This is a genomic window from Microbacterium cremeum (assembly GCF_015277855.1).
Taxonomy (GTDB): Bacteria; Actinomycetota; Actinomycetes; order Actinomycetales; family Microbacteriaceae; genus Microbacterium; species Microbacterium cremeum.
On the sequence record NZ_CP063812.1, the window covers coordinates 3,919,036 to 3,941,360 of the forward strand.

The window sequence follows — 22,325 nt, forward strand, 5'->3', positions numbered from 1 at the left end:
CCCTGAGTCTTTCCCGACGGGCCGACGCTTCGGCGCTTGAATCCACCGTGGCCACTCCCCCCAGGAGGGGTCATCACCTAGATGGAATGAAATGCCTGGTCGGGGCGGTGCGAGCTCGCCCTCAGTGCTCGCCCTCGTCGTCCTCGTCGTCCTCGTCGCCCTCGTCGTCGAGGAGCATTCCGACCGAGGTGGCGCACGCGTCGCCGCGCCAAGCCTCGACGCCCTCCCGCACCGCGAATCCCGCGATGACGAGCCCGGCGATCGCGTCGACCCACCACCATCCGAATGCGCTGTTGAGGACGAGTCCCACGAGCACGGCGACAGAGAGGTAGGCGCAGAGAAGAGTCTGCTTCGAGTCGGCGACCGCCGTCGCCGATCCGAGTTCTCGCCCGGCACGCCGTTCGGCGAGGGAGAGGAACGGCATGACGACGACGCTGAGCGCCGTGATGCCGATCCCGAGAGGCGAGTGCTCGACGTCGACGCGCGCGATCAGCGCGATCAGTGAACTCGCCGTGACGTATGCCGCGAGCGCGAAGAAGGCGGCGGCGATGACCCGCAGCGTGCCCTTCTCCCAGCGTTCCGGTCGACGACGCGTGAACTGCCAGGCGACGGCGGCCGCCGAGAGCACCTCGATGGTCGAGTCCAGTCCGAAGGCGATGAGGGCGACGGAGGATGCCGCGGTCCCGGCCGCGATCGCCACGATGGCTTCGACGAGGTTGTAGCCGATCGTCGCCGCGACGATCCAGCGGATCCGCCGCTGGAGGACGCTGCGGCGCTCGGCGCTGAGTGCCATCGGGGTGGCGGGCCCGCCGGTCACGCGTGGCACTCGCAGTCGACGTCGAGGCACGGCGCACCCTCGTCCACGGCGACGACGGCCTCGAGCAGCTGTCGCATGCCGACTGCGAGGTGCGGATCGGCGGTCTCGTACTGCGTGCGCCGCCCTTCGGGCGTGGCGACGATGAGCCCGCAGCCGCGAAGACAGGCGAGGTGGTTTGAGACGTTCGTGCGCGTGAGGCCGAGTTCGCGGGCGAGCTCGGCCGGGTAGCCGGGCCCCTCGAGCAGCGTCAGCAGGATGCGGGAGCGCGTCGGGTCGGCCATCGCACGGCCGAGTCGGTTCATCACGTCGAGGCGCGAAGCAATGGTCAGCACTCGCTGACTATACAGTCTTGGCTGACCCGTCTGCCAGCCGGCGCGTACGGTGTGCAGTGCGGGCGTCGCTATGCGGAGGTTCGCAAGGGCTCGAGAGCGGCGAGGACGAGATCGAGGCCGAAGATGAACTCATCCGCCGGGTCGTAGCCGGCGGCGAGGAGCGCTGCGGCGGACTCGTTGAGGTAGGGGAATTCGTCAGCAGGAAGCTGGGGCAGGTAGACGCCCTCGGTCAGGTCCGCGAGTTCGTCGGCGGTGTCGAACGGCAGGCTGGCTTCTTGCAGGACGAAACCGTAGACATAGCTGTCGAGCAGCCAGTTGGCGTGCGTCGCCATCACGACCGAGAAGCCGGCCTTTCGCAGGCACGCGGTGACAGCTTCGCGGTGGCGGAGGTTCGCAGGCCCCGGCGACGTGCGCGACTCCATCAGGCCGATGGCCCACGGGTGGGCCACGAGAACCTGCCGGGCGGATACCGCCCGGCGTCGCATCGCCGACTGCCAGTCGGTCGCTTCGGAAGGCAGCTCGATCTCTTCGAACACCCGGTCGATCATGGCGTCGAGCAGCTCGTCCTTGTTCGCCACGTAGTGGTAAAGCGACATGGCGCCCGCATCGAGCACGCCGGCCAGCCGGCGCATGCTCAGCCCGTCGACTCCCTCGCTGTCGGCGAGCCGGAGCGCCTCGACCACCACCCGCTGCTTGCTCAGCCCGGCGTCTGACGCGCCCCGGCGTTGTTCCCTCGCAGACACAGGCCTCCTCGCTCGCTCGAACGGCTTGACAATCGTACAGCGTACGGCCATAGTACAGCGTACGACGTACGGTGTACGAAGAACTCGAGAAGGAAGAAGAACCGATGACCCTCCGAACGAAGACCTCGCACCCGCTCGAGAACCCGCCGGTCTCCGTGCAGGCCAAGCTCGCCGCCGCATGGACGAGCTTCATGTTCCTCTACGTCTACGTCGACGTCGTCAACTTCTACAAGCCCGGCGTCGTCGACGACATCCTGAAGGGCCGCGTGTGGGAGTTCGACGTCAGCTCGACGTTGCTGACGATCTTCCTCGTCTCCGTGACGATCCCCGCCGTGATGGTGATGCTGTCCATGACGCTGCCCGCCCGGGTGAACCGCGTCACGAACCTCGTCGTCGCCTCACTCCTCATCCCCTACTCGGTGTTCAACGCGGCAGGGGAGACCTGGGAGTGGGCGTTCTTCTACGGCCTCTCCATCGGAGTCGAGCTGCTGCTCCTGGCCTTCATCCTGCGCACCGCGTGGACCTGGCCTCGAACCGCCGCCGTCCCCGCCATGGTGCCTGCGACGACTGACCTGCGCCACGACCTTCGACAGTAGGTCGCGGAGCAGGCCTCAGCGCGGGAGTGCTCGCGGCGAGATGCGGAGCCTATGCCGTCCAGGACGATCGGCCGAAGCGCTCCCAGCGCTCGACGACGCGCGGGGACGCGGCATCCGTTCCTGGTTCGTACACCGCGCGGCCCTCGATGAACACGCGCTCGACGTGCGAATCGACCGCGAGCGGGTCTCCCGACCACACCACGATGTCGCCGTCTCGGCCGACGTCGAGGGCGCCGACGCGCTCGTCGAGTCGCAGGATCTCGGCCGGGTTCGTCGTCAGCGCCTGCAGCGCCGTCGCCGACGGCAGACCTTCGCGCACCGCGAGGATGGCCTGCAGCCGGATGTGGTCGATGGGCACGACGGGGTGGTCGGTCGTGATCGCGACCTTCACGCCTGCCTCGGCGATCAGCGCGAGGTTTCCGATCGCCCGGTCGCGCAGCTCGACCTTCGACCGCGAGGTCAGCATCGGGCCGAAGATCACCGGGATCTGCTTCTCCGCCAGCACGTCTGCGATCTTGTGCGCCTCGGTCCCGTGGTTCACGACCAGCGTGTAGCCGAACTCCTCGGCGATGCGGATCGCCGTCGCGATGTCGTCGTGCCGGTGGCAGTGCTGATCCCACACCAGCTCGCCGGCCAGCACCGCGGCCAGGGTCTCTTTTCCGAGGTCGCGCTCGAACGGCTCGCCCTTCTCGGTGGCCGCGTCCCGCTTCTCGGCATAGGTGCGGGCCGCGACGAACGCTTCGCGGAGGACGGATGCCACGCCCAGGCGTGTCGACGGAGTCTGCTTCTTGTCGCCGTACACGCGCTTCGGATTCTCGCCGAGCGCGGACTTGACCGACACGTCGGCGGCGAGGATCTGCTCGTCGACGGTGCGTCCGCCCCACGTCTTGATCGCGACGGTACGTCCGCCGATGGGGTTGCCCGATCCGGGCTTGACGACGGCCGTGGTCACTCCGCCGCGCAGGGCGTCGCGGAACCCGACCTCCTCGATGTCGATCCCGTCGAGGGCGCGGAAGCGCGCGCCGTTCGGGTCGGTCATCTCGTTGGTGTCTTCACCCGACCAGCCCTCGCCGTCTTCGTGCACGCCGAGGTGCCCGTGCGACTCGACGAATCCGGGAACCACCCAGCGACCTGAGGCGTCGACGATGTGCGCTCCGTCGGGCACCGGGGTCTCGGGCCCGCCGATCGCGGTGATGACGCCGTCCGTGACGACCACGGTGCCGCCGGGGATCGGGTCGGAGCTGACGGGAACGAGGTGACCGCCGGTCACGGCGAGGATGCGAGCCATTCCTCCAACCTACGATGCGCGACCCGGGGGAGTCGTCGAGCCGAGCGGGCGGCACCGCGCCTCCTGCGCCGATCGATCTTCCGTGGACGGCCCCCACCGGGCATGCGGTGGGGAGAGAATGAGCTGTCGATCCGCCGCCAGCGCGAGCAGGTCGTCGTCGTGGCTGATGAGAATCACCACGGCACCGTCAGCGGCGACCTGCCGGATCTGCTCAGAGATGGAGGCGAGGTGACGGCGGTCGACGCCCGAACTGGGCTCGTCGAAGATCACGATCCTCCGCCCCGCGACGCGCGCGGCCGCCAACACCAGGCGTTGCTGCTGACCGCCCGACAGCGAGAGCGGGTGACGGTCGGCCAGATGGTCGAGATCCAGGGCCTTCAGCATGTCGCGCACGCCGGTAGCGGACCCAGCATCCGCACGTGCCAACTCGATCTCGGCACGCACGCTATCGGTGAACAGCTGTCGCTGCGCGTCCTGCATGACGACCGCCGTGGCCCGCTGACGCGCGCCACGGTTGAGGACTCTCCCGTCGAGGCGCACGGTGCCGCTGCTGCGCTGCAGCCCGGACACGACGCGGCCGAGCGTCGACTTCCCGGCTCCGTTCACGCCGGTGATGGCGTTGACGGATCCGGCGTTGAACATGAGGCGGTCGATCTCGAGCACGAGCCGGCCGCCGAGCCGGCAGCGGATTCCGTCGAGCTCGAGCGTCCCGGGTGAGATGCTGCCCGCCGGCGCAGGTGAGGCGATGCTCGCCCCGGCGGCCGGCAGCAACGGGAGCTCCGGCGTCGCGACCTCACCGCGTAGGCCCTCGGCCTTGAGGGTCTCGTCGGACACACCCCGAAACTGCTCCGCCGTCCACTCCCGGTCGATGCGCCCGTCACGCATGACGATGACACGGTCCACCAAATGCTCCAGGTACCGCAGGCGATGCTCGGCGACGACGATCGTCACCCCGTCGGCTTTGAGCGCCCCGAGGGTGTCGGCGAGTCGGTGCACGGCGTCGGCCGAGAGATTGGAGCTGGGCTCATCGAGCAGGAGCACCTTGGGCTCATGCGCCGTCGCCGCGGCGATGGCGACCTGCTGCTGCTGACCGCCTGAAAGCTGCTGCAGGCGCTGCCCCAGCGGCACCGCGCCGGCAAGGCGCTGCATCAGCGCGTCGACCCGCTCGCGCATTCGGGCGACGGGAAAGCCGAGGTTCTCCATCGCGAAGGCGAGCTCCTCGCGCGCGCTGTCGGTGAAGAACTGGCGGCGCGGATGCTGAAGCACGGTGCCCGAGAGCGCTCCGATCTCGTCCAGCTCGGCGCCGGTGGTCGCAATCCCGCCGACGAACGCCGTGCCGGTGAGCACCCCTGCGTCGTGAAAGTGAGGAATGAGCCCGTTCATGACACGGAGCGCGGTCGACTTTCCGGACCCGCTCGCGCCGCACAGAACGACGAACTCGCCGGGCCGAACGTGCAGATCGAGATCGCTGAGGCTCGGTGTCTCGGCGTGCGGATACGACCACGTGAGTTGTTCGAGTCGGATCATGCGAGTGGCGAGGGCAGGGTCAGGCTCGCGGTCGCGAGCACGGCGGCGGTGAGCGTCAGGGTGAGATCGGCGATGCCGAATCGGGGTGGGTCGAGCGTCGTGGGCGTGCGGCGGGCGCCGAGTCCGCGCAGGATCGCCGAAGCCGACAGATCGTCGCTGGCGCGCAGGCTCGCGGCGATCATCGGGACGGTGAAGCGTTCGAGGCTCAGGATCGGATGCCGCACGAGTCCTCCAGCGCCCACGAGTCCCCGAAGGCGCATGGCATCCAGCACGGCGGCCGCCTCGCCGGCGACCACGGGGAAGAAGCGCATCATGACGGCGAGCGTCACCGCGATGGCACGGGGCATCCGCCATGCCCGCAGGGCTGCACTGAGCTTCGTGGGCGACGTCGTCGCAATGAGGTGCATCCCGACGCCGATCGCTGCGACGAACCTGATCAGGTATGTGCACGCCAGCGAGAGGACCGCGGTGAACGGGTTCACCCACAGCAGCGGCAGGATCCAGCCGAGCAGCCACATGACGGCCGCCGTCGCGATGAGTCCTCCCACTCGTCCCCACGCCCCCTCCCAAGCAGCGAGGCCGGCCGCCAGGGCGAGGGCGGCCGGGACGAACAGCAGCCCGCCGGGGCTCATCACGAGCGCGCTCACCACGATGACGAGCACGATCTTGGTGCGAGGGTCCAAGCCGGGTCGGCCGGTCACAGCGATCGAGACCGGAACGTCACGCGAGACCGGCTTTGCGGAAGTGCTTGCGCAACAGCGCCGTGCCCAGGACTGCGCCCAGGAATCCGCAGACCAGCGTCGCCACCCAGAGCCCCAGGATTGCCGGGACGGTCACGACCTCATTGAATGCGGCGACGTACTCCGCGCCCATCTGCTCCATGCCTTGTGTGCGCAGGTATGCCTCGCGATCGAGGAACAGGGGGATCCAGGGCCCGATGAACCAGCCGGAGAATGCCGTGTACGCCCAAATCGCGGCCCACTTCGAACGGTACTGGCCGGCCCAAAGGATGAGCTCCCCGACCAACGATAGGGCGATCGTCACCAGAGTGCTCTGCCAGGGGTGACCCATCATGAGGTACAGCAGGCCCACGACGACGCCGAACAGCGTGACCATCCCCGCGTGTCGCACGCGAGTGAGGAACAGCATGTACGGGATGCCGGCCGCGATCGCACTCAGCGGAAGGGTGAGCAGCATCATGAGAGGGCCGATGATCCCGAGCATGGCGATCGCGAAGACGATCACGAAGTAGATGACGGCGAAGATCGCCACGTTGAGCAGATCCCGCGCGCTGAATGCGACGCTCGATCGCGGACGTGGTGCAGAGGCCTGCATCACCGGGGTTTCGGTGGCGTGCGTCGAAGCGTCTTGCTCGGTCATGCGGTCCTTCTTTCGGGTGGAGGTTGGAGGGCTGTCAGAGCCGTGAGTCGTTCGGGGCGAGCTGCCAGCCCGCTGCGTCGACACGCTCGCGCCAGTAGCGGGCGTAGGCGCCGTCGACGGCGAGGAGTTCGTCGTGAGTGCCGCATTCGCGGATCCCGCCCTCGCCGTCGAGCATGATGATCTGGTCGGCCGTCATGATCGTCTGCAGCCGGTGTGCGACGACGATCATGGTGCGGCCGACGCGTGCGTGGTCCATGGCCTCGCCGATGGCGATCTCGTTGCCGATGTCCAGGGCCGAAGTCGCTTCGTCGAGGACGAGGATGGGGGCGTCCTTCAGCAGTGCGCGCGCGATCGACACGCGTTGCCGCTCGCCTCCGGACAGGTTGGAGCCGCCCTCTCCCACGCGCGCATCCCAGCCGCCGGGTAGGCGATCGGCGATCTCATCGACACGTGCGCGCGTGGCGGCGGCGATGACGGCGTCGCGGGGCAGTTCCGGATTGCCGATCCAGATGTTGTTCAGGATGCTGTCGTCGAAGAGGTAGACCTCCTGGAAGACGGGGGCGACCGCCCCCTCGACGACAGCCGTGCCGAGCGCCGGGAGCGGGACACCGCCGATCGCGACCATGCCGTCCTCGGGATCGTAGAACCGCGCGACGAGCTTTGTGATGGTCGTCTTGCCCGAGCCCGACGGGCCGACTATCGCCGTCATCCTGCCGGGAGGTGCGGCGAAGCTGAGGCCGCGGAGGACAGAACGGCCCCCGTATCCGAAGGAGACGCCTCGGAACTCCACACTCCAGTCGTCCGGCGTCGCGGGATGGGACGGCTCGGGGAGCCCCTCCACCGCAGCCAGCACGTCGAGCTGGTCGAGCGTGGTGCGGGCGACCGCGAGTCCGCCGCCAAGGTCCCCGGCCTGAACGATGGGCTCGTTGAAACGGACGCCGAGGACGAGAAGTGCGATCAGCGTCGCGGGATCGACTGATCCGCCGATGGCCAGGAACGCCCCGAGGATCAGGACCACCGTGAGCGAGAGCTGCACGAGACCCGAGAACGTCGCGATCCCCGCTCCGCCGGTGATCAGCATCCCTCGGTACACGCGATGCTGACGGTGGAGGGCATCGTCGACCAGACTTTCGGCGATGGAGTCGTCGCCGGCGGTGCGCAGGGCCGGCTGGATCCTCGCGAACTCGATGACGCGGCTCGAGGCCTCCGCGACGGCTTCGGCGTGCAGCGCGTCGCCTCGCCCGATCCTGTTGCGCAGCCCGCGGTAGCCCCACATGAGGATGGGCACCATCGCGGTCATCGCCAGGGCAAGGCGCCAATCGAAGAAGTACATCCCTACGAGCACCGTCGCGGGCGTGACGAAGCCGGCGAGCACGGGGCGCAGGATCGCGTAGGGCGCCGTCGAGACGAACATGGCGCCCTGCGTGGCGATTCCGGTGGCCAGGCCTGACCGCTCCACGCCGAACCAGGCGACGGGGAGCTCCACCAGATTGTCGCCCAGACGGTCCAGGAGCGATTCCAGCACAGCGGTACTCGCCCGCATCCCGATCTGGCTCGCGAACCACGCGACGGCCACGTAGAGCACCGCGACAACAGCCTCCACGGCGAGCCAGTTCGCGGCCACGCCGGCCTGGCCATCGAAGAGCGCGCGCAGCAGTGGGACGAGCAGCAGGAAGGCGACTCCCTGCAGCACGGCGGACGCGACGATGAAGGCCAGTTCGACGATGACGAGTCGCCGGGCTCGGGTCGAGCAGTAGTGCAGCAGCCTGCGGATCATCGTTCGACTCCTTGCGAGAGGGACCGGGCGTGATTGTCGACGTAGTTCGACCACATTTGGTCGTACCGGCCACCCGCGCCCACCAGCTCGGAGTGCAGGCCGCGCTCGACGATGCGTCCGCCTTCGAGGACGAGGATCTGATCGGCGTTGGTGATGGTGTGCAACCGGTGGGCGACCACAAGGACGGTTCGGTCTACCGCGAGGACGCTCAGGGCCTGCTGGATCGAGGCTTCGGAGTCGGGATCCGCGAACGCGGTCGCCTCGTCGAGCACTAGGATCGGCGCATCGGCGAGCAGTGCGCGAGCGATTGTGACGCGCTGCGCCTCGCCGCCCGAGAGATTCGCATCCTCGCCGACGACGGCATCGTAGCCACGGTCGAAGCGGAGGATCCGGTCGTGGATCTGCGCCGCACGGGCGGCGTCCTCGACCTCTTGGCCGGTCGCGCTCGGCCGGCTCAGCCGGATGTTGTCGCGCAGGCTCGCGCGCAGCACCTGCACGTCCTGGAAGACGAACCCGACATCCCGGTACAGGTCCCGCGAGGCGATCTGCCGCACGTCCACCCCGCCGACGGTCAACGTGCCCGACTCCACGTCATAGAACCGCGGAACGAGCTTCGCCAGTGTCGACTTGCCGGATCCGGATGCCCCCACGAGCGCGGTGACGGTGCCCGGAGCGCACGCCGCGACGATGTCGTGCAGCACCCGATGCGATTCGTCATAGCTGAATGACACGGCGTCCAACTCGATGTCATGCCCCTGCGGCGTGCCCGGCGAGGTCGGCTGCGGGATGGTGGGGATGGCGAAGAACGCGGCCAGCGACTGCTGAGCCTTCGAGGCGTTCCGCAGGAACTGCCCTGATGCTCCAAGTTTCATGAACGGGCTGGACAGCCCGAGGCCGAGGATCAGTCCGGGCAGCACCTCGATCGGTGTGGCCGCACCGATCTCGACGAGCCAGGTGCCCGCCGCCAGCAGCCACACCAACCCGACAACCGGTGAGCTCACCAGCTCGACGATGGTGAAGAGCAGCGCCGTTTCTCGTGTCCACTCGCCGACGAACTCGGCGTAGGACTTGGTCGCCTCGCGGTAGCGGCGGTGGCTGCGTCCGACCTGCCCGAACCGCTTCACGACAGCGATGCCGTGCACGAATTCGACAGTGGCGCCGGCCAGCGCATGGGTGGCCTCGTCATATTGCCGGTACTTCTGGCTCGACCCGCGCATCATGAGCGGGAACAGCATCATTGTCAGCACGAGCGGGACCAGCGCGGCGACGGCCATCTGCCACTGCACGGCGAAGAGGTAGACCAGGCTGACCACGGGCACGGCCACCGCGGTGACGACGTCGTGGATCGCGTGGGCGATCAGCTGATGGAGCGACCTCACGTCGTTCTCGACGAGCTTGCGCGCGGTACCCGAAGCTCGGCGGTCGAACCAGCCGAGGGGAAGACGCTGAAGATGACGGACGATGCGCCGGCGCAGCGACAGTTGCAGCTCGGCGTCGGCGATGTGGCTCACGAAACTCGAGAGGAACGCCGACCCGAAACTCACCACGAGAGCCGCGACGGCGATCGCGACGATCGCCCACACCCGCGCGGAGTCGACAGCGGCGCCGGACAGTGCGGGCAGGAGCGTTCGGGCAAGCTCGACGATCGCGATGAACGGCACCACGCTGCTCACCGCGCCGAGCAGGCTCAGGCCTACGATCGCGGCGAGGCTGCCGCGTATGGGCGCGAAGAAGCTCTCGGTGGACGTGTCGGGCATGGCGTGGAACCTTCGCGGCAAACGATGGGAGATGAGAACGATTCTCAACAGTACATCGAACGGTGTTCTAATGGCTATATGTCTGACTCCGCGGCCGTCTCGTTTCACGTCGGACTCACGCCATCCGTGGTCATCGACGCAGCGGTCGGCCTGACGAGAGCCACGCATCTGTGGGGATGGTCGATCCGAGACCTCGCACGACGGCTCGATGTCAGTCCCTCGGTCATCTACCACCACGTCGGCGGGAAGGACCTCCTCGCCCGTCACGTCGTCGAGCGCGTGCTCACCGGCACCCCGGTTCCTTCGAGGCGGCTCGCGTGGCAGGAGTGGTTCCGTGGCCTGCTCGCCGACCTGTATCCCAGAGTCGTTTCGCATCCCGGTTCGGCCAAGTGGCTGCTGCTACACGGACCGACCTTCCCGTCGGTTCTGCCGATCATCGACACGGGGATCGGGGTACTTCAGGACGCCGGGTTCGGTGATCGGGCGGCGTTCTCGTACGCGGCGCTTCTGAACAACGCGATGCTGACGGTCTCGATCGGCGACGAGCGCCTCATCCACGAAGACGACGGCCCGCGCGATCATGGGGCGCTGATGGCCGAGTTCGACCGGGCGGGTCAGCACAGCCCGGGCGTCGCCGTGCTGGCGACCCAGTTCGTCGCGTCTTTCGTCGCCGGCGGCGAGCCGGCGGACCGCGAACGGCGGCGATACTACGACTTCATCGTCGACACCACGATCGCCGGACTCGAGCGACTCCCGGAGCGCACCGAGCAATGACGTGTGCACCCGTCATCGACCATGGCGGATCCGGCGCGCAGCGCATCTGTTTCCCGGCCGCACGGCCGTGGGAGCGTGCCTCGCTCGTGGTCGACAACTCGCTCGTCGACCGGCCCGCGATCATCGACCCATCTCGAGCCGCTGCTGCTCGATAGTCAGTCCTCGGCCGCGGGCGCGAGTCCACACGAAGTGGCGGATTCCTAGACTGACGGCGCTGCAGTGCCGGATTTGAGAAGCGACTCGATCTCATCTGCCAAGTCATCGACGGGCCTACGACCGTCGAGCTCAAGATCGGCGCCGGAGCGGAGCAACGGCTGGACCTCGATCACGTAGCGGCGGATCTCTTCTTGATCGTGTGCCGATCTTCCGTATGGATTGTTCGTGCGAGCGCGAACACGCTCAAGCAGGAGACCGACCGGGGCGCTGAGCAGTACAACGTACTCAAACCGGTTGTAGAAACGTCCCTGGTTCTCCGCGGTGCCCGACACGACCACTGGAAACCCGTCAGCGAGAAGCGCGTCCATTCGAGGCTCGTCCCAGGTTCCGTCGGCAAGCTCCCATCCGTCGTAGTCCGTGTCGATGGTGCGGTGCCCTCGTCGAGCGAGCCGACCCAGCAAGGTCGACTTTCCCGCCCCGGACATGCCAGTGATCAGCACGCGCACCATACCTGCGAGGGTACGGCGTCCGGGATGACGGCTGCCCGCGTGTGCCGAAGAACCCACTGCGGGTGTCAACTGCCACCCGTCGGTGCGGAACCCACTACTACTGTAGGTTCACGGTCGAGATGGCGAAGGATGCGGGGATTCCACGGTAGTTGGCAGCGGTCTCAGGATCGAGATTCCACGCAAGATGACAGATTCCTACGACGCTCCATGCGGCGACCGAACGCCCCGCGCTCTCCTCGCCAGCGTCGAATAGTTCAATCCGCAGTACGAACGAAGGCGGGTAGACGCGATCATTTATCACTTGCTGGTAGCGGGTGGGTCGACCTTGTCGCGTAGGAACGCCCCGCATCTTTGAGATTGTCTCCGCGCCGACCGTCTTTCTCGTCTGGGCGCCGACAACGATCAGTCCGCCGCTTCCGCGGTGCAGAACCGCGCGACGGCCTGAGCGAGGGAGACGGACCCACGTGTTGTCGTTAGGTCACAGTCCTGGCTCTTCGCTTCCAACCAGGACCCTTCCGGTTGCCCTTCAAGGCGCCCGGCGCCTCCCCGGACTAGATCGGCCGTGGATTCGCGGGTCACAGCACCGTCTGAGATTGCATCGCCAAAGCAGTTGCGGGCCGTCTGCAATGTTCACGATCTCTTGGATCGTCTTTCCGGCGAGACCGCACGGTCAGCGTGATGTCGAAGGCGAGGTCGGGCGCCACTAGGTTCGCGCGGCGGGCCCGGTCGACTCGCGAACGACGAGCTCAGGCTGGAAAATGTACTGGTTGCGCGATGCCGGAATGCCGTTGATCTCGCCAACGAATGCGTCGGCGATCGAGATGCTCATCGCCGCAACCGGCTGCCGGACCGTGGTCAGCGGCGGCCAGGAGTGTCGCGCTATCGCCGAATCATCGAACCCGACTACGGAGACGTCGCGTGGGACATTGAGTCCCCGCCGGCGGGCTTCGGCGAGAACGCCGACAGCGATCATGTCGCTCGCGCAGACGATTCCCGTGCACCCATCCGCAATCAAGGCACGGGCAGCGCTGGTTCCGCCGTCGTCGCTGTACAGCGCGGCCTCGATCCGCACCGGGACCTCGGCGCCGAGGGCGTTGCAGATCGCGTCGCGGAATCCTTGAGCCTTGCGTTGGGCTGGGACGAACGACTCTGGCCCGTTGGCGAGGCCGATGCTGCGGTGCCCCATCGCCACAAGGTGGCGGACTGCGAGCTCCATGGCGCTGGCGTCATCAACCGAGAAGAAGGGGGCGTCGACGTCAGAGCGGTAGCCGTTGACGAACGCCAGTGGCAGTCCGAGGCCGCGCAGCTCCTGGTACCGCGTCGTTGCGAGGTTCATGTCGGCATGGCGCCCCGAAATGAAGACGATTCCTGTGGCGCCGGACTCCACGAAGATATCGATGTACTCGTCCTCGTCTAGGCCTCCCTCGCTCTGCACACCGACGAGGGGTGTGAAGCCGCGACGCGAGAAGTTCGGCCCCAGCGCCTGCGCGAATGCTGGGAATACGGGGTTGGTCAGTTCTGGCAGCACCAAGCCGACCGGCCGGCCGGCGCGACGTCGCAATCGGGGCGGCCTCTCGTAGCCGAGCACGTCCAGCGCGGTGAGAACCGCTTGACGCTTGGACTGTGCGACCCCGGGTCGCTCATTGAGCACGCGACTGACCGTCGCCTCGCTCACCCCCGCATGTGCGGCGATGTCCGCGAGCGTCGCCCCCATGCCCAAGAGGGTAGCACCGGCTGTGCCCACGGCTATTTCACGGCCCCCGCGGTGAGTCCTCCGACGATGTACTTCTGAAGCGCGAAGAAGAGCAGCACGACCGGGAGTGCCGCGATCACTGCGCCCGCCGCGAAGACCGGCCAGTTCGCGGAGGTCTCCTGAGCGATGAACTGGTAAAGACCGACCGCGAGAGTCTTCTTCGAAGGATCCGTGAGCAATACGCTCGCGATCACGAACTCGTTCACCGTCGCGATGAACGCCAAGAGCGCGACGACAGCGAGCACCGGGGCCGAAAGACGCAGAATGATCGTGAAGAAGATCCGCGCATGGCCGGCCCCGTCGAGTTTGGCCGCCTCGTCGATCGACGCGGGAACGGTGTTGAAGAAGCCATACATGAGATAGGTGTTGACCCCGAGCGCACCTCCGAGATAGACGACGATCAGTCCAGCGTGGGTGTTCAGCCCCAAGGCGGGAAAGATGTCGCCGATTCCCTTCATCAGCAGGAAGATCGCAATGACCGCGAGCAGCTGTGGAAACATCTGCACCAGCAGGATGGTGATCAGCCCGAACCGGCGGCCAGAGAACCGCATCCTCGAGAAGGAGTAGGCGGCCAGCCCCCCGAGCAACACTGTGCCCGCCGCGGTCATGAGCCCGATGATCAGGGTGTTGACGAACCAAGCGCCGAACGGCTGCGCGGGATCGTCGAACAGATCGAGGTAATTCTCGAGACTGAGCTGGCTGAACAGTCCTGCCGATCCCGCAAGGCTCCCATTCGGATTCAGCGACGCCGACAAGATGTAGAGGATCGGGAAGATCGCGATCAACGACGTCGCTACGGCGACGGCGTACTTCCCGAAAAGACCGAGGGACGTCCGGCGGCGCTGCGACGGCTGCATCTTCGTTCGTGCGGCGGGGTGATTGCGCGGGTTCACCGCGGGCACATTGGACGTTGCCATTTGGGCGTCGGTGTGCATCAGTTGAGCTCCTCGAGTGCCTTGGTGCGCCGGAAGCTGACCACCGAGATGATCGCGACCATCACGAAGATGATGATCGAGAAGGCGCTCGCCAGGCCGAAGTCGCGGCCACCGGTCTCACCGAAGGCAACCTTGTAGACGAGAGTGATGAGGATGTCGGTGGCGCCGACGTTCATGCCGGTGTTGATGTCCTGCGGCCCGCCCCTGGTGAGCATGTAGATGAGGTTGAAGTTGTTGAAGTTGAACGCGAACGACGCGATCAGAAGCGGCGCCATCGACACCATCAGCAGCGGAAGCTTGACGTGCCGGAAGATCGCCCACGGGCTCGCCCCGTCGACCTTCGCGGCCTCGACGTACTCTTCTGGGATCGACTGCAGCGCACCCGTCGCGACCAGGAACATGTACGGATAGCCGAGCCACAGGCTGACCGTCAAGATGCTCAGCTTGGCCAACACCGGGTCGGTGAGCCACGGAATGGCGGCGCCGCCGAAGAACACCTGGTTGATGATGCCGAACTGCGGATTCAGCATCCCACTCCAGATGATTGCCGACAAGAAGACCGGGAACGCGTACGGAAGGATCACCAGCACACGGAACGTGCGCCGGAACCTGAGCCGCTCGTCGTTGAGCATCACGGCGAGGAACACGCCCACCGCAAAGGTCGCGGCCACAGTGAACCCCGCGAACACGAACGTCCAGATCAGGACGGCCAGCAGCGGCTGACGGATCGACTCTTCGGTGAAAGCGTCGACGAAGTTCTGCAGACCCACGTCGATCTTCCAGCCTGGCCTCAGCTCTGTGCCGTTGGGGGCGACGAACGCTCCCTCGCCGGTGTCTTCGTAGACAGTGCCGGTCGCGGTGTCCACGAAGGCATCCGCTTCCTCGTCGTACTGCATGGTGGCGGCGTACACGAACGCCTGCGACCCGTCGGGCGTCCGCAGCGCACCATCGTTCGGGTCATCGGTCAACGGAACGCTCATCGCGGCGATCCGCTTCTGGTCGGCGATCATCTCGGAGAAGTCGAGTGTTGTGTACCCGTCGACCGCGATCGCGCGATCGCCAGCGAACTCCGCGTTGTCTGCAGGGCGCAGCGGCTGCTCGTCACTTCCGAGGAGCGCCTCGCCCTCGGGATCGGTTACGAGGAAGGCGAGTTGCCCGAGCCGCTCCACGACGACCAGACCGTAGGCGGGCGATTCCGGAACCCGAACCAGCGACTTGTCGATCAATGCCTCGATGGCCGACTCTTTGCTGATCATGTGGCCGTCGCCGTAATTCGTGAACGCCACGTAGCCGCTGTAGACGATCGCGTACACCTGGAAGATCAACAGGAAGACCGTGCCGGGGATCAGATACTTGGCGGGCAGCCACCCGCGTCTGAGGTAGATCACGTTGATGACGACGGCAGCCGCGACGACGCCGACGGCGAGCACCCATTCGGAGTTGAACGTCAGCACGAACGCCGCGTAGAACACGAGCGCGTCGAGCAGGCCGAGACTGACGATCTTGATCATCGTGGCCCGGACCGACGGAGTGGCCGAAAGGGCACGGCGTCGATCCGGGCGAGGCGGCCGTGCGACGATTGTCGAATCCACTTCGGGCGTCGTTGCGCTAGTCATGTGGTCTCCAGGGGGATGAGTCGAAACGAGAGGGTGCCGAGGGCAGCCGTTCGGCTGCCCCCGGCGCTGGGTCTAGCCGTCGATCGCAGCCTGGATCCGGCCCGACATGGCCTGCCACGCGTCTGTCGGGTCACCGGCGGTGCCGTTGACGAGCGCCGACTGAGTGGAGCCCCAGTTGTCCCATACCGCGCCCATCTCGGGGATGGCCGGCATCGGCACACCCGTGAGACCCACCTCGCCGAACGCGCCGACGTCGGGGTTGTCGGCTGCGGCGATCTCGAACGCGGAGATCCGGGCGGGCGGGCGTCCCCCCGCCTCGTACAGGGTCAGCTGTGCTTCTTCGCTGCCGAGGTAGTTCACGACGAACTCGTTCGCAGCCAGTGCGTTGTCGCTCTCCGAGCTGACGAAGAAGCCTTGCACGCCGACGAACGGGGTCGGCGCCTCTGGGCCTGCCTGCGGGATGGCTTCGATGGCGTAGTCGATACCCGCCTCCTGGAACGCGGGCAGGTTCCAGGGTCCGGAGAGCATGTACGGCGACTTCCCCGCTGCGAACTCGTCGCGTGCGATGTCACCGGTGATGCTGGTGTTGATCACACCATCGGCTCCCCACTCGACAAGCTTGGCGGCGAACTCATTGCCGCCCTCGGAACCGATGAGCAGCTGGTCGGGGTCGTAGCTGCCGTCCTCGCTGATGCCGAAGAGGGGGGCCCCGTAGGAGGTCTGGATCGGGTAGAGGTGATAGGGGTCGGAGTCCACGGGATCGGAGGGGACGAGCACCGGATACTGCGCCGCACCGCTTGCGACGACCTCCTGGCCGGCGGCGATCAGCTCGTCCCAGTTCGCCGGGGTCGAGTCGGCCAGCGCCGTATTGCGCACGAGCGCGATGTTCTCGAGAGATACCGGAAGGCCGTACGTGACGCCCTCATAGCTCATCGCGCGGACGCCGACATCGGAGAAGTCGTTCACGGTGTCGCCGAGCTCCAGCGGCGCGACGACGCCGTTCTGAACGAGCTGGCCAAGCCAGTCGTGGCCGCCGACCATGACGTCGGGCCCCTCGCCGGTCGGAACCTGCTGGATGAAGTCGTTGCGCATCACATCGCCGTACTCTTTCTCGACGAGCTCGACCGCGATGCCCCTGTCTTCTTCGAACTTTGCCGCGATCTCCTGCATCTCCTCGATGCGGTTCGCGTCGACCCAGACGGTGAGTGACGAGGACGCGTCCGTCTGCGCATCACCGTCATTGCCGTCGTCTGCGGCCGAGCAGCCCGCGAGCGTGGTAGCGAGGATGACGCCGCCTGCTGTGATCGCGGCCGCCGTTCTCCGATTCACCTTCATTGGTGGTGCCTTTCTGCGTGATTGTCAGGCCGGGATGCAAGCGCTTGCACTCTCACGAACGCGCGAGCACCATTCCCGGGTGCGATCATGCTGGCAGACCGTTACTCAAACTGCAACTGCTTTCATGTCCGTTGAAAGTGATCTTCATCTTCTGAGTAGCGAAGTCCACCAGTTCCACCATCGACATGGCGCGGCAGATCGCAGCGCCGATGTTCGTGGTGCGGACGTGTCCGCCCGAGTCGAAGTCCCGGCCGATCGACGCGAATGCCGCGTCGTCAACGACCGGCTCCTCCCATGTCACCCACTGTCGCGCGCCCGAGACAGCGAGCGGCGCTCCATTGCGTACGAGCGCCCGCTCCCCGCCCTCCGCGGCACGGTGTTCGGCGAGGTGAAGGCTCGTGCACTTGTCGAATCCGACTCCGAGCAACACGACCACGGCGTCGAGCGCGTAGAGCCGAGCCAGCGGCGACGACTCACCGAATGGAGAGTTCAGTTCATGGACGTGGGTGATCTCCCGCGCCTCCAAACCTGCTGCGGCAAACGAGCGATGCGGATGCGGACTGCGGTGGGCGTCGGGCTGGAGGCGAAACAGTTCCGCAACGGCACCCATCGAGCGGGTCGGCGTGAGCACCTCGTCGAACGCCGGCAGGCCCTGCCGCACCTGCGCTCGCGCGGCAGGGCCGAGCGCGGGATCGTCTAGGAAGTCCGGATCGCATAGTTGCCAGCTCTGTGAAGGCATGACAACGGTGCCGAATGGGCCGACCGCCTCACGCAGCGCCGCGATCACGGTCTGCTCGCCTCCGGCGACCACACCGAAGCTCGACAATGACGCATGCACGAGAACGACCTGGCCGGGTTCGACGCCCAGGGTCGCCAGGCCGGTGCGCAGCTCGGCCCCCGTGACGATTGTTGAACTGAATGCACTGTCAGCTCCTGCAAGACTTTTCATGTCAGCAAGTTTGGCGTACGATCGCGGCCCATGACAATGTCTCGCCGACCGACGGTGGTCGATGTCGCCCGACTCGCAAACGTTTCCACGGCAACGGTGTCACGGGCGCTGTCAAGACCGGAGTTGGTCGCCGACCGCACGCTGATGCGGGTCGGGAGGGCGATCACCCATCTGGGATACGAGCCGGTGGAAGCAGCCCAACTCCTCAGCCGCAGTGGACGGGGTCGACTCGGAGTTCTTGTGACGGCGGGCGCCGACGTCGAGGCCGTCGAGCTGGCTTCATCGTGCGTGCGGGCAATCTGGGTGCGCGAGCGAAGCTCCTCCCTGCACTTCGTCCCCGCGAGCGGGCGGCCCCGCGACCAGTACCTTCGTCGCCTTAGTCAGGCGCACTCGCTTGACGGTGTGATCGATCTGGACGCACAGCTGTCCCGCGCCGAGGTGGGCGCGGCGGGCCAGACGGAACAGACGCTTCTTCGGGCAGCAAGGCATCCTCTCCTCGGCGCAGAGGTGGGGCGCCGCGTCGGCGCTTTGCTGCCGCTGCGGTCAGCTGATCTTGTCGTCGCGGTCGGTGGGGCACGTGATCGTTCTCTGGCGCGATTTTCCGGACTCGCCGAAACCGTCTCACGCGGGATCGCCTGCTGGCATGACGGATCGTTCGCAGGCGCGGTGGGTGCTTTCACCGAGCAGCTCGATCGCCGGGCACGTCAGCGCCGCGACGCGCGCGTCGCCTATGTCGCGCTGGACGCCGTCACGGCGGCGGCCGGATCGTTCTCATTGGAGCGCCACGATTCGATCGCGCCACTGATCTGCGCCGTATCGCATCCGCTCGCGGACGCTCGCAAAGTGATCATACTGCCGAGCCGCACAGGGGCGATCGCGACGGTGCTAGTCGAGACGCTCCTAACGCAAATCGACCGCGCCCGTTTCTAGTGCACGCTATGGTTCCCGACGCCGCACTCTCAGAGCCCCGCCCGGGCCAGGTCGATGACGCGCCCCGCGTCAGCTTGAGGACTCCGGGCGACGGTTGCCGTGTCCTCAACGACGCGCCACACGGCGAAGGCGAGCCCCGTTGACGTGATGCGGACCTCGTCTGCGAACTGCTCTGCGGCTGCTTCGCCGAAAGTGACGGCCGCCTCGCCCACAGCGCCGAAAGCGCCACAGGGGAGCTGAACGGTGGCAGCGCCGCTGGATGCGAAAACCAGTACCACCTCTTCGCTGGCCTCCCGGACGAAGATCATGCATTCGTCGTCTGCGTGCAACCACCGCAGCCCGCCGCGCTGCAGCGCTCTGGACCCTAGACGGAGCCGCGCGAGGCCGCCGTACGCTTCGGCTAGCCGCGGCGTGTCACCCCACGGCAGCGGGGTGCGGGAGTCCTCGCCATGCGTGCCGCGCAATCCGAACTCGTCGCCGGCGAAGATCACCGGCGTGCCCGGCAGTGTCATTGACAGGCCGGCCGCGACGATCTGCGCGGCATCATCAGCCTGCTGAGCGAATCGTGGCGTGTCGTGCGTGTCGATCGCGTTCATGGCAAGTTCCCGCACCGCCCAGGGGTAGGGCGCCGTGAAATTGCGATAGCTCTTCACGACATCGGCTGCGGAGTAGCGCGGCTCGACGCGGAACGGGATCCCGAAGTGGTGGGCGGGATCGCCGCTCGGCTGGCGGAGCCAATGCCATACGGGGCGGGTGAACGCCGAGTAGCTCATCGGCGCCTGCCATCCCTCGCCGTCGAAGTCGCCTGCGGCATCGTTGGTTGACTCGGCGTAGAGGACTCGTCCCGGAGCGGTCGTGTCCATCGTCTGTCGGACGGTGCGCTGAACATCCCGATTCAGGTCGACGTCCCTGAGGCGTCCGGTCATGTTGGCCACGTCGATACGCCATCCGTCCAAGTTGAACGGCGGCTGGAGCCACTTGGCGACCACGCTCTCCGGACCTTCGATGAATCGCCGGCGCAATGTGTCGGACCCCCAGTCCAGCTTGGGGAGCGAGGGAACTCCGTACCAGGCGACGTACTCGGTCTGCTGGGCGTTCGTCCAGTAGTAGAAGTCTGATTCCTCAGCCGACGGGTTTCCCAGCGCGGCCGTGAACCACTCGTGGGCGGCGCCGGTGTGATTGGTTGTCAGATCACCAATCACACGCATACCGCGAGCGTGAACGGCTTCCACTAGCCGGATGAGGGCCGGGTCACCGCCGAGGAGCGGGTCGACGATGTCGAACGTCGACGCGTCGTATCGGTGGTTCGATCGGGCGGGGAAGAACGGTGTGAGGTAGATCAGGGTGACACCGAGGCGCTCGAGGTGGTCGAGGTGTTCCACGATGCCGTCCAGATCACCGCCGAACCATTGCCGAGACGTGTGGGGACCGGTAGAGATCACCGGCGCGGTCCATTCTGCGGCTTGGGCCCAGTCAGGCAATGAGCGATCGTCGGCCGCCGCGGAACGCGCGAAGCGGTCGGGGAAGATCTGATACATCACCTGCGATGCCGCCCACTCAGGAGCGGGGTCAAACGTCGTGACGCGGAAGTCCCGGCTATCCGTCGGCTCGATGCGATCTACGCCGTCTGCCGACAGCCACCAGGCATCCCCGTCGATTGTGTTGAGCAGGAACCGGTACCGGGTGACCTGGTTGGGGATTTCAAATTCGGCTGTCCACCATTCGCACCCGCCGCCTGTGCCAGTCACCGGTGCGGTAGCCGCCATCGAATGGAAGCACGGCTCTCCGTCGGAGACGACCCTGACGGCAGCTGACCCGATGCGGCCAAACTCCACGGGAACCCGCAGGCGCACCGTGTAGAGCCCACCGAGAATCGGCGTCCGGATTGGCGCATACAGTTCGGAGCCGTCGTGGTGCGGGAGCGCGTGAAGGGATGTCATTGGCAGGCTTTCTGGCTTTTCGGTCATCGATCAGACGGTGATCCCGAGAGATTAGCAAACTCGTGCAGTCATTGAAATCAGTTGCAAGCTCGTAGCAGACTGCCGTGTGGCTATACGAGAAGCCGAACCGCGGCGAGGCCGGACATACAGTCGAACCGGCTGTTGTCAGAGTGCGTCGGATGCGTCAGACTCACGTTCGTGAAACGTCTTGCAGATGCTGGTACGGTGGTGGCCCGCGTGATCGCCGGTGGTGACTTCATTCGTGAAGCGTCAAAACCTATGCGGAGAGCATGCTGCCCAGTCAGCGAATGGAGCGCGCATGACCGCGTCTGAGCGCTTCGATGCAATGAGCGCGGCTCTAGCGACCTCCGTGGGGGAGCGTGAGGGTCTCATCGGCCTCGTGCTGCTCGGTTCCGCATCGGATGAGGCGCGTGGTCGCCGTGACGAGTGGTCGGACCACGACTTCTTCACACTCATTGAAACGGGGCGAGGCGCCGAGATTCGACCCGATCTGTCGTGGCTTCCCGACTACGACCGCCTGGTGCTCACGGCGAGGGAAGGCGACATCGGCTTCGTCGCCCTGTACGACGATGCGCACATCTTCGAGTTCGCCCTGGCGGACGCTGAGGAAGTCGACGGCGCCCGCGCCGGGGACGCCGCGGTCGTCGTCGATGACAAGTCGGGAACGACAGCCAGGTTGCTGGCACGGGCGCGGGCACGCGCCAGCGAGGAGGACCGGTTCGACCCGGCGAACGACGTGCGCCTTGTGCTCGTGAAGCTGCTGATCGGCGTCGGCAGGGTGCGGCGTGGCGAGGCGCTCAACGGCAACGCATTCATCAGGCAGTGGGCGGTGCAGCTTCTGGTGCGCGCCATTAGGGGGCGGTTCGCCGCAGCATCCACCGCTCTCCGCGACACGAACGATCCGATGCGGCGTTTCGAGCTCGACTTCCCGATCTGGGGCGCGCGCATCGCCGCAGCGCTCGACCTGCCGATCGAGGAGTCTGCACTGAACCTGTACCAACTCGCGCGTCAGATCCTTGAGCCCGGCTGGAGCGAGTTCCCTTCACGAGCGGCCGACGTCGTCGCTCTGCGCCTCGGTTGGACCTGAATCCGCCGTGTCCACGCGCCGCCACAATCGTCAATACGATGTGCGCGTGGCGAACCTGCGCTGTCAAAAAGGCCCAGAGACTGAGCGCAAGCGTGATTGTCCC

Annotated in this window: 20 protein-coding genes; 4 read left to right on the forward strand and 16 right to left on the reverse strand. The window is 66.6% G+C overall.

Annotated elements, in window-relative coordinates; translation table 11 throughout:
- Positions 1–121 precede the first annotated feature (121 nt).
- From IM778_RS17350 to IM778_RS17360, 3 genes are all read right to left on the reverse strand, one after another.
- Positions 122–793 (reverse strand): cation efflux transmembrane domain-containing protein, encoded by a 672-nt coding sequence (locus IM778_RS17350; RefSeq protein WP_194411964.1) that lies wholly within the window; start codon positions 791–793, stop codon positions 122–124.
- A gap of 20 nt (positions 794–813) precedes the next feature.
- Positions 814–1,149: a Cd(II)/Pb(II)-sensing metalloregulatory transcriptional regulator CmtR gene (gene cmtR, locus IM778_RS17355; protein ID WP_273541851.1), complete on the reverse strand. Its 336-nt coding sequence runs from the start codon at positions 1,147–1,149 to the stop codon at positions 814–816.
- Between the two features lie 68 nt (positions 1,150–1,217).
- A complete protein-coding gene (locus IM778_RS17360; protein WP_237684667.1) occupies positions 1,218–1,832 on the reverse strand; it encodes a TetR/AcrR family transcriptional regulator in 615 nt (204 codons plus the stop codon).
- A 164-nt stretch (positions 1,833–1,996) separates the two neighbouring features.
- Here IM778_RS17360 and IM778_RS17365 point away from each other — a divergent pair, with 164 nt between their 5' ends.
- Entirely contained in the window at positions 1,997–2,488 is a 492-nt protein-coding gene (locus IM778_RS17365; protein WP_194410030.1) for a DUF6326 family protein, read from the forward strand.
- A gap of 49 nt (positions 2,489–2,537) precedes the next feature.
- Here the strand turns inward: IM778_RS17365 and IM778_RS17370 are convergent, their stop codons facing one another.
- From IM778_RS17370 to IM778_RS17395, 6 genes are read right to left on the reverse strand one after another with little or no spacing between them, the layout of a single operon-like run.
- Complete coding sequence (locus IM778_RS17370) at positions 2,538–3,776, reverse strand: amidohydrolase (protein ID WP_194410031.1); 1,239 nt, start codon at positions 3,774–3,776, stop codon at positions 2,538–2,540.
- Between the two features lie 9 nt (positions 3,777–3,785).
- On the reverse strand, positions 3,786–5,303 hold the full coding sequence (locus tag IM778_RS17375; protein ID WP_194410032.1) for an ATP-binding cassette domain-containing protein: 1,518 nt from the start codon (positions 5,301–5,303) through the stop codon (positions 3,786–3,788).
- Positions 5,300–6,004 (reverse strand): energy-coupling factor transporter transmembrane component T, encoded by a 705-nt coding sequence (locus IM778_RS17380; protein WP_228484646.1) that lies wholly within the window; start codon positions 6,002–6,004, stop codon positions 5,300–5,302. The genes IM778_RS17375 and IM778_RS17380 overlap by 4 nt, the downstream gene beginning before the upstream one ends.
- Positions 6,005–6,023: 19 nt before the next feature.
- A complete protein-coding gene (locus IM778_RS17385; protein WP_194410033.1) occupies positions 6,024–6,683 on the reverse strand; it encodes an MptD family putative ECF transporter S component in 660 nt (219 codons plus the stop codon).
- A gap of 34 nt (positions 6,684–6,717) precedes the next feature.
- Positions 6,718–8,460: an ABC transporter ATP-binding protein gene (locus tag IM778_RS17390; protein WP_194410034.1), complete on the reverse strand. Its 1,743-nt coding sequence runs from the start codon at positions 8,458–8,460 to the stop codon at positions 6,718–6,720.
- Positions 8,457–10,217, reverse strand: a complete 1,761-nt coding sequence (locus IM778_RS17395) for an ABC transporter ATP-binding protein (RefSeq protein WP_194410035.1) — start codon at positions 10,215–10,217, stop codon at positions 8,457–8,459. The genes IM778_RS17390 and IM778_RS17395 overlap by 4 nt, the downstream gene beginning before the upstream one ends.
- 78 nt (positions 10,218–10,295) lie before the next feature.
- Between IM778_RS17395 and IM778_RS17400 the strand changes: the two genes are divergently transcribed.
- Entirely contained in the window at positions 10,296–10,991 is a 696-nt protein-coding gene (locus IM778_RS17400; RefSeq protein WP_194410036.1) for a TetR/AcrR family transcriptional regulator, read from the forward strand.
- Between the two features lie 200 nt (positions 10,992–11,191).
- Here the strand turns inward: IM778_RS17400 and IM778_RS17405 are convergent, their stop codons facing one another.
- The 6 genes from IM778_RS17405 to IM778_RS17430 all read right to left on the reverse strand — a co-directional run bounded on the left by IM778_RS17405 (position 11,192) and on the right by IM778_RS17430 (position 18,244).
- The gene (locus IM778_RS17405; RefSeq protein WP_194410037.1) at positions 11,192–11,656 is read right to left on the reverse strand and encodes an AAA family ATPase; all 465 of its coding nucleotides are present in this window, start codon (positions 11,654–11,656) and stop codon (positions 11,192–11,194) included.
- A 703-nt stretch (positions 11,657–12,359) separates the two neighbouring features.
- Positions 12,360–13,370: a LacI family DNA-binding transcriptional regulator gene (locus tag IM778_RS17410; RefSeq protein WP_194410038.1), complete on the reverse strand. Its 1,011-nt coding sequence runs from the start codon at positions 13,368–13,370 to the stop codon at positions 12,360–12,362.
- A 32-nt stretch (positions 13,371–13,402) separates the two neighbouring features.
- Complete coding sequence (locus IM778_RS17415; protein ID WP_420488837.1) at positions 13,403–14,344, reverse strand: sugar ABC transporter permease; 942 nt, start codon at positions 14,342–14,344, stop codon at positions 13,403–13,405.
- Complete coding sequence (locus IM778_RS17420) at positions 14,344–15,960, reverse strand: ABC transporter permease subunit (RefSeq protein ID WP_194410039.1); 1,617 nt, start codon at positions 15,958–15,960, stop codon at positions 14,344–14,346. Before IM778_RS17420 ends, IM778_RS17415 begins: the two co-directional genes overlap by 1 nt.
- A 72-nt stretch (positions 15,961–16,032) precedes the next feature.
- Positions 16,033–17,295 (reverse strand): sugar ABC transporter substrate-binding protein, encoded by a 1,263-nt coding sequence (locus IM778_RS17425; RefSeq protein WP_194410040.1) that lies wholly within the window; start codon positions 17,293–17,295, stop codon positions 16,033–16,035.
- An 85-nt stretch (positions 17,296–17,380) separates the two neighbouring features.
- Positions 17,381–18,244 carry an AAC(3) family N-acetyltransferase gene (locus tag IM778_RS17430; protein ID WP_194410041.1) on the reverse strand — a complete coding sequence of 288 codons (864 nt, stop codon included), beginning with the start codon at positions 18,242–18,244 and terminating at the stop codon, positions 17,381–17,383.
- Positions 18,245–18,274: 30 nt separating this feature from the next.
- Between IM778_RS17430 and IM778_RS17435 the strand changes: the two genes are divergently transcribed.
- On the forward strand, positions 18,275–19,174 hold the full coding sequence (locus IM778_RS17435) for a LacI family DNA-binding transcriptional regulator (RefSeq protein ID WP_228484648.1): 900 nt from the start codon (positions 18,275–18,277) through the stop codon (positions 19,172–19,174).
- A gap of 29 nt (positions 19,175–19,203) precedes the next feature.
- Here IM778_RS17435 and IM778_RS17440 read toward each other — a convergent pair whose 3' ends face one another.
- The gene (locus IM778_RS17440) at positions 19,204–21,141 is read right to left on the reverse strand and encodes a glycoside hydrolase family 13 protein (RefSeq protein ID WP_228484649.1); all 1,938 of its coding nucleotides are present in this window, start codon (positions 21,139–21,141) and stop codon (positions 19,204–19,206) included.
- A 235-nt stretch (positions 21,142–21,376) separates the two neighbouring features.
- Between IM778_RS17440 and IM778_RS17445 the strand changes: the two genes are divergently transcribed.
- On the forward strand, positions 21,377–22,222 hold the full coding sequence (locus IM778_RS17445; protein WP_194410042.1) for a hypothetical protein: 846 nt from the start codon (positions 21,377–21,379) through the stop codon (positions 22,220–22,222).
- Positions 22,223–22,325: the final 103 nt, after the last annotated feature.

Bases quoted from the DNA above. Each gene is read 5' to 3' on its own strand.
- IM778_RS17350 (WP_194411964.1), bottom strand. From the start codon at position 793: ATGGCACTCAGCGCCGAGCGCCGCAGCGTCCTCCAGCGGCGGATCCGC.
- IM778_RS17365 (WP_194410030.1), top strand. From the start codon at position 1,997: ATGACCCTCCGAACGAAGACCTCGCACCCGCTCGAGAACCCGCCGGTC.
- IM778_RS17370 (WP_194410031.1), bottom strand. From the start codon at position 3,776: ATGGCTCGCATCCTCGCCGTGACCGGCGGTCACCTCGTTCCCGTCAGC.
- IM778_RS17375 (WP_194410032.1), bottom strand. From the start codon at position 5,303: ATGATCCGACTCGAACAACTCACGTGGTCGTATCCGCACGCCGAGACA.
- IM778_RS17385 (WP_194410033.1), bottom strand. From the start codon at position 6,683: ATGACCGAGCAAGACGCTTCGACGCACGCCACCGAAACCCCGGTGATG.
- IM778_RS17390 (WP_194410034.1), bottom strand. From the start codon at position 8,460: ATGATCCGCAGGCTGCTGCACTACTGCTCGACCCGAGCCCGGCGACTC.
- IM778_RS17395 (WP_194410035.1), bottom strand. From the start codon at position 10,217: ATGCCCGACACGTCCACCGAGAGCTTCTTCGCGCCCATACGCGGCAGC.
- IM778_RS17400 (WP_194410036.1), top strand. From the start codon at position 10,296: ATGTCTGACTCCGCGGCCGTCTCGTTTCACGTCGGACTCACGCCATCC.
- IM778_RS17405 (WP_194410037.1), bottom strand. From the start codon at position 11,656: ATGGTGCGCGTGCTGATCACTGGCATGTCCGGGGCGGGAAAGTCGACC.
- IM778_RS17410 (WP_194410038.1), bottom strand. From the start codon at position 13,370: ATGGGGGCGACGCTCGCGGACATCGCCGCACATGCGGGGGTGAGCGAG.
- IM778_RS17415 (WP_420488837.1), bottom strand. From the start codon at position 14,344: ATGCACACCGACGCCCAAATGGCAACGTCCAATGTGCCCGCGGTGAAC.
- IM778_RS17420 (WP_194410039.1), bottom strand. From the start codon at position 15,960: ATGACTAGCGCAACGACGCCCGAAGTGGATTCGACAATCGTCGCACGG.
- IM778_RS17425 (WP_194410040.1), bottom strand. From the start codon at position 17,295: ATGAAGGTGAATCGGAGAACGGCGGCCGCGATCACAGCAGGCGGCGTC.
- IM778_RS17430 (WP_194410041.1), bottom strand. From the start codon at position 18,244: ATGAAAAGTCTTGCAGGAGCTGACAGTGCATTCAGTTCAACAATCGTC.
- IM778_RS17435 (WP_228484648.1), top strand. From the start codon at position 18,275: ATGACAATGTCTCGCCGACCGACGGTGGTCGATGTCGCCCGACTCGCA.
- IM778_RS17440 (WP_228484649.1), bottom strand. From the start codon at position 21,141: ATGACCGAAAAGCCAGAAAGCCTGCCAATGACATCCCTTCACGCGCTC.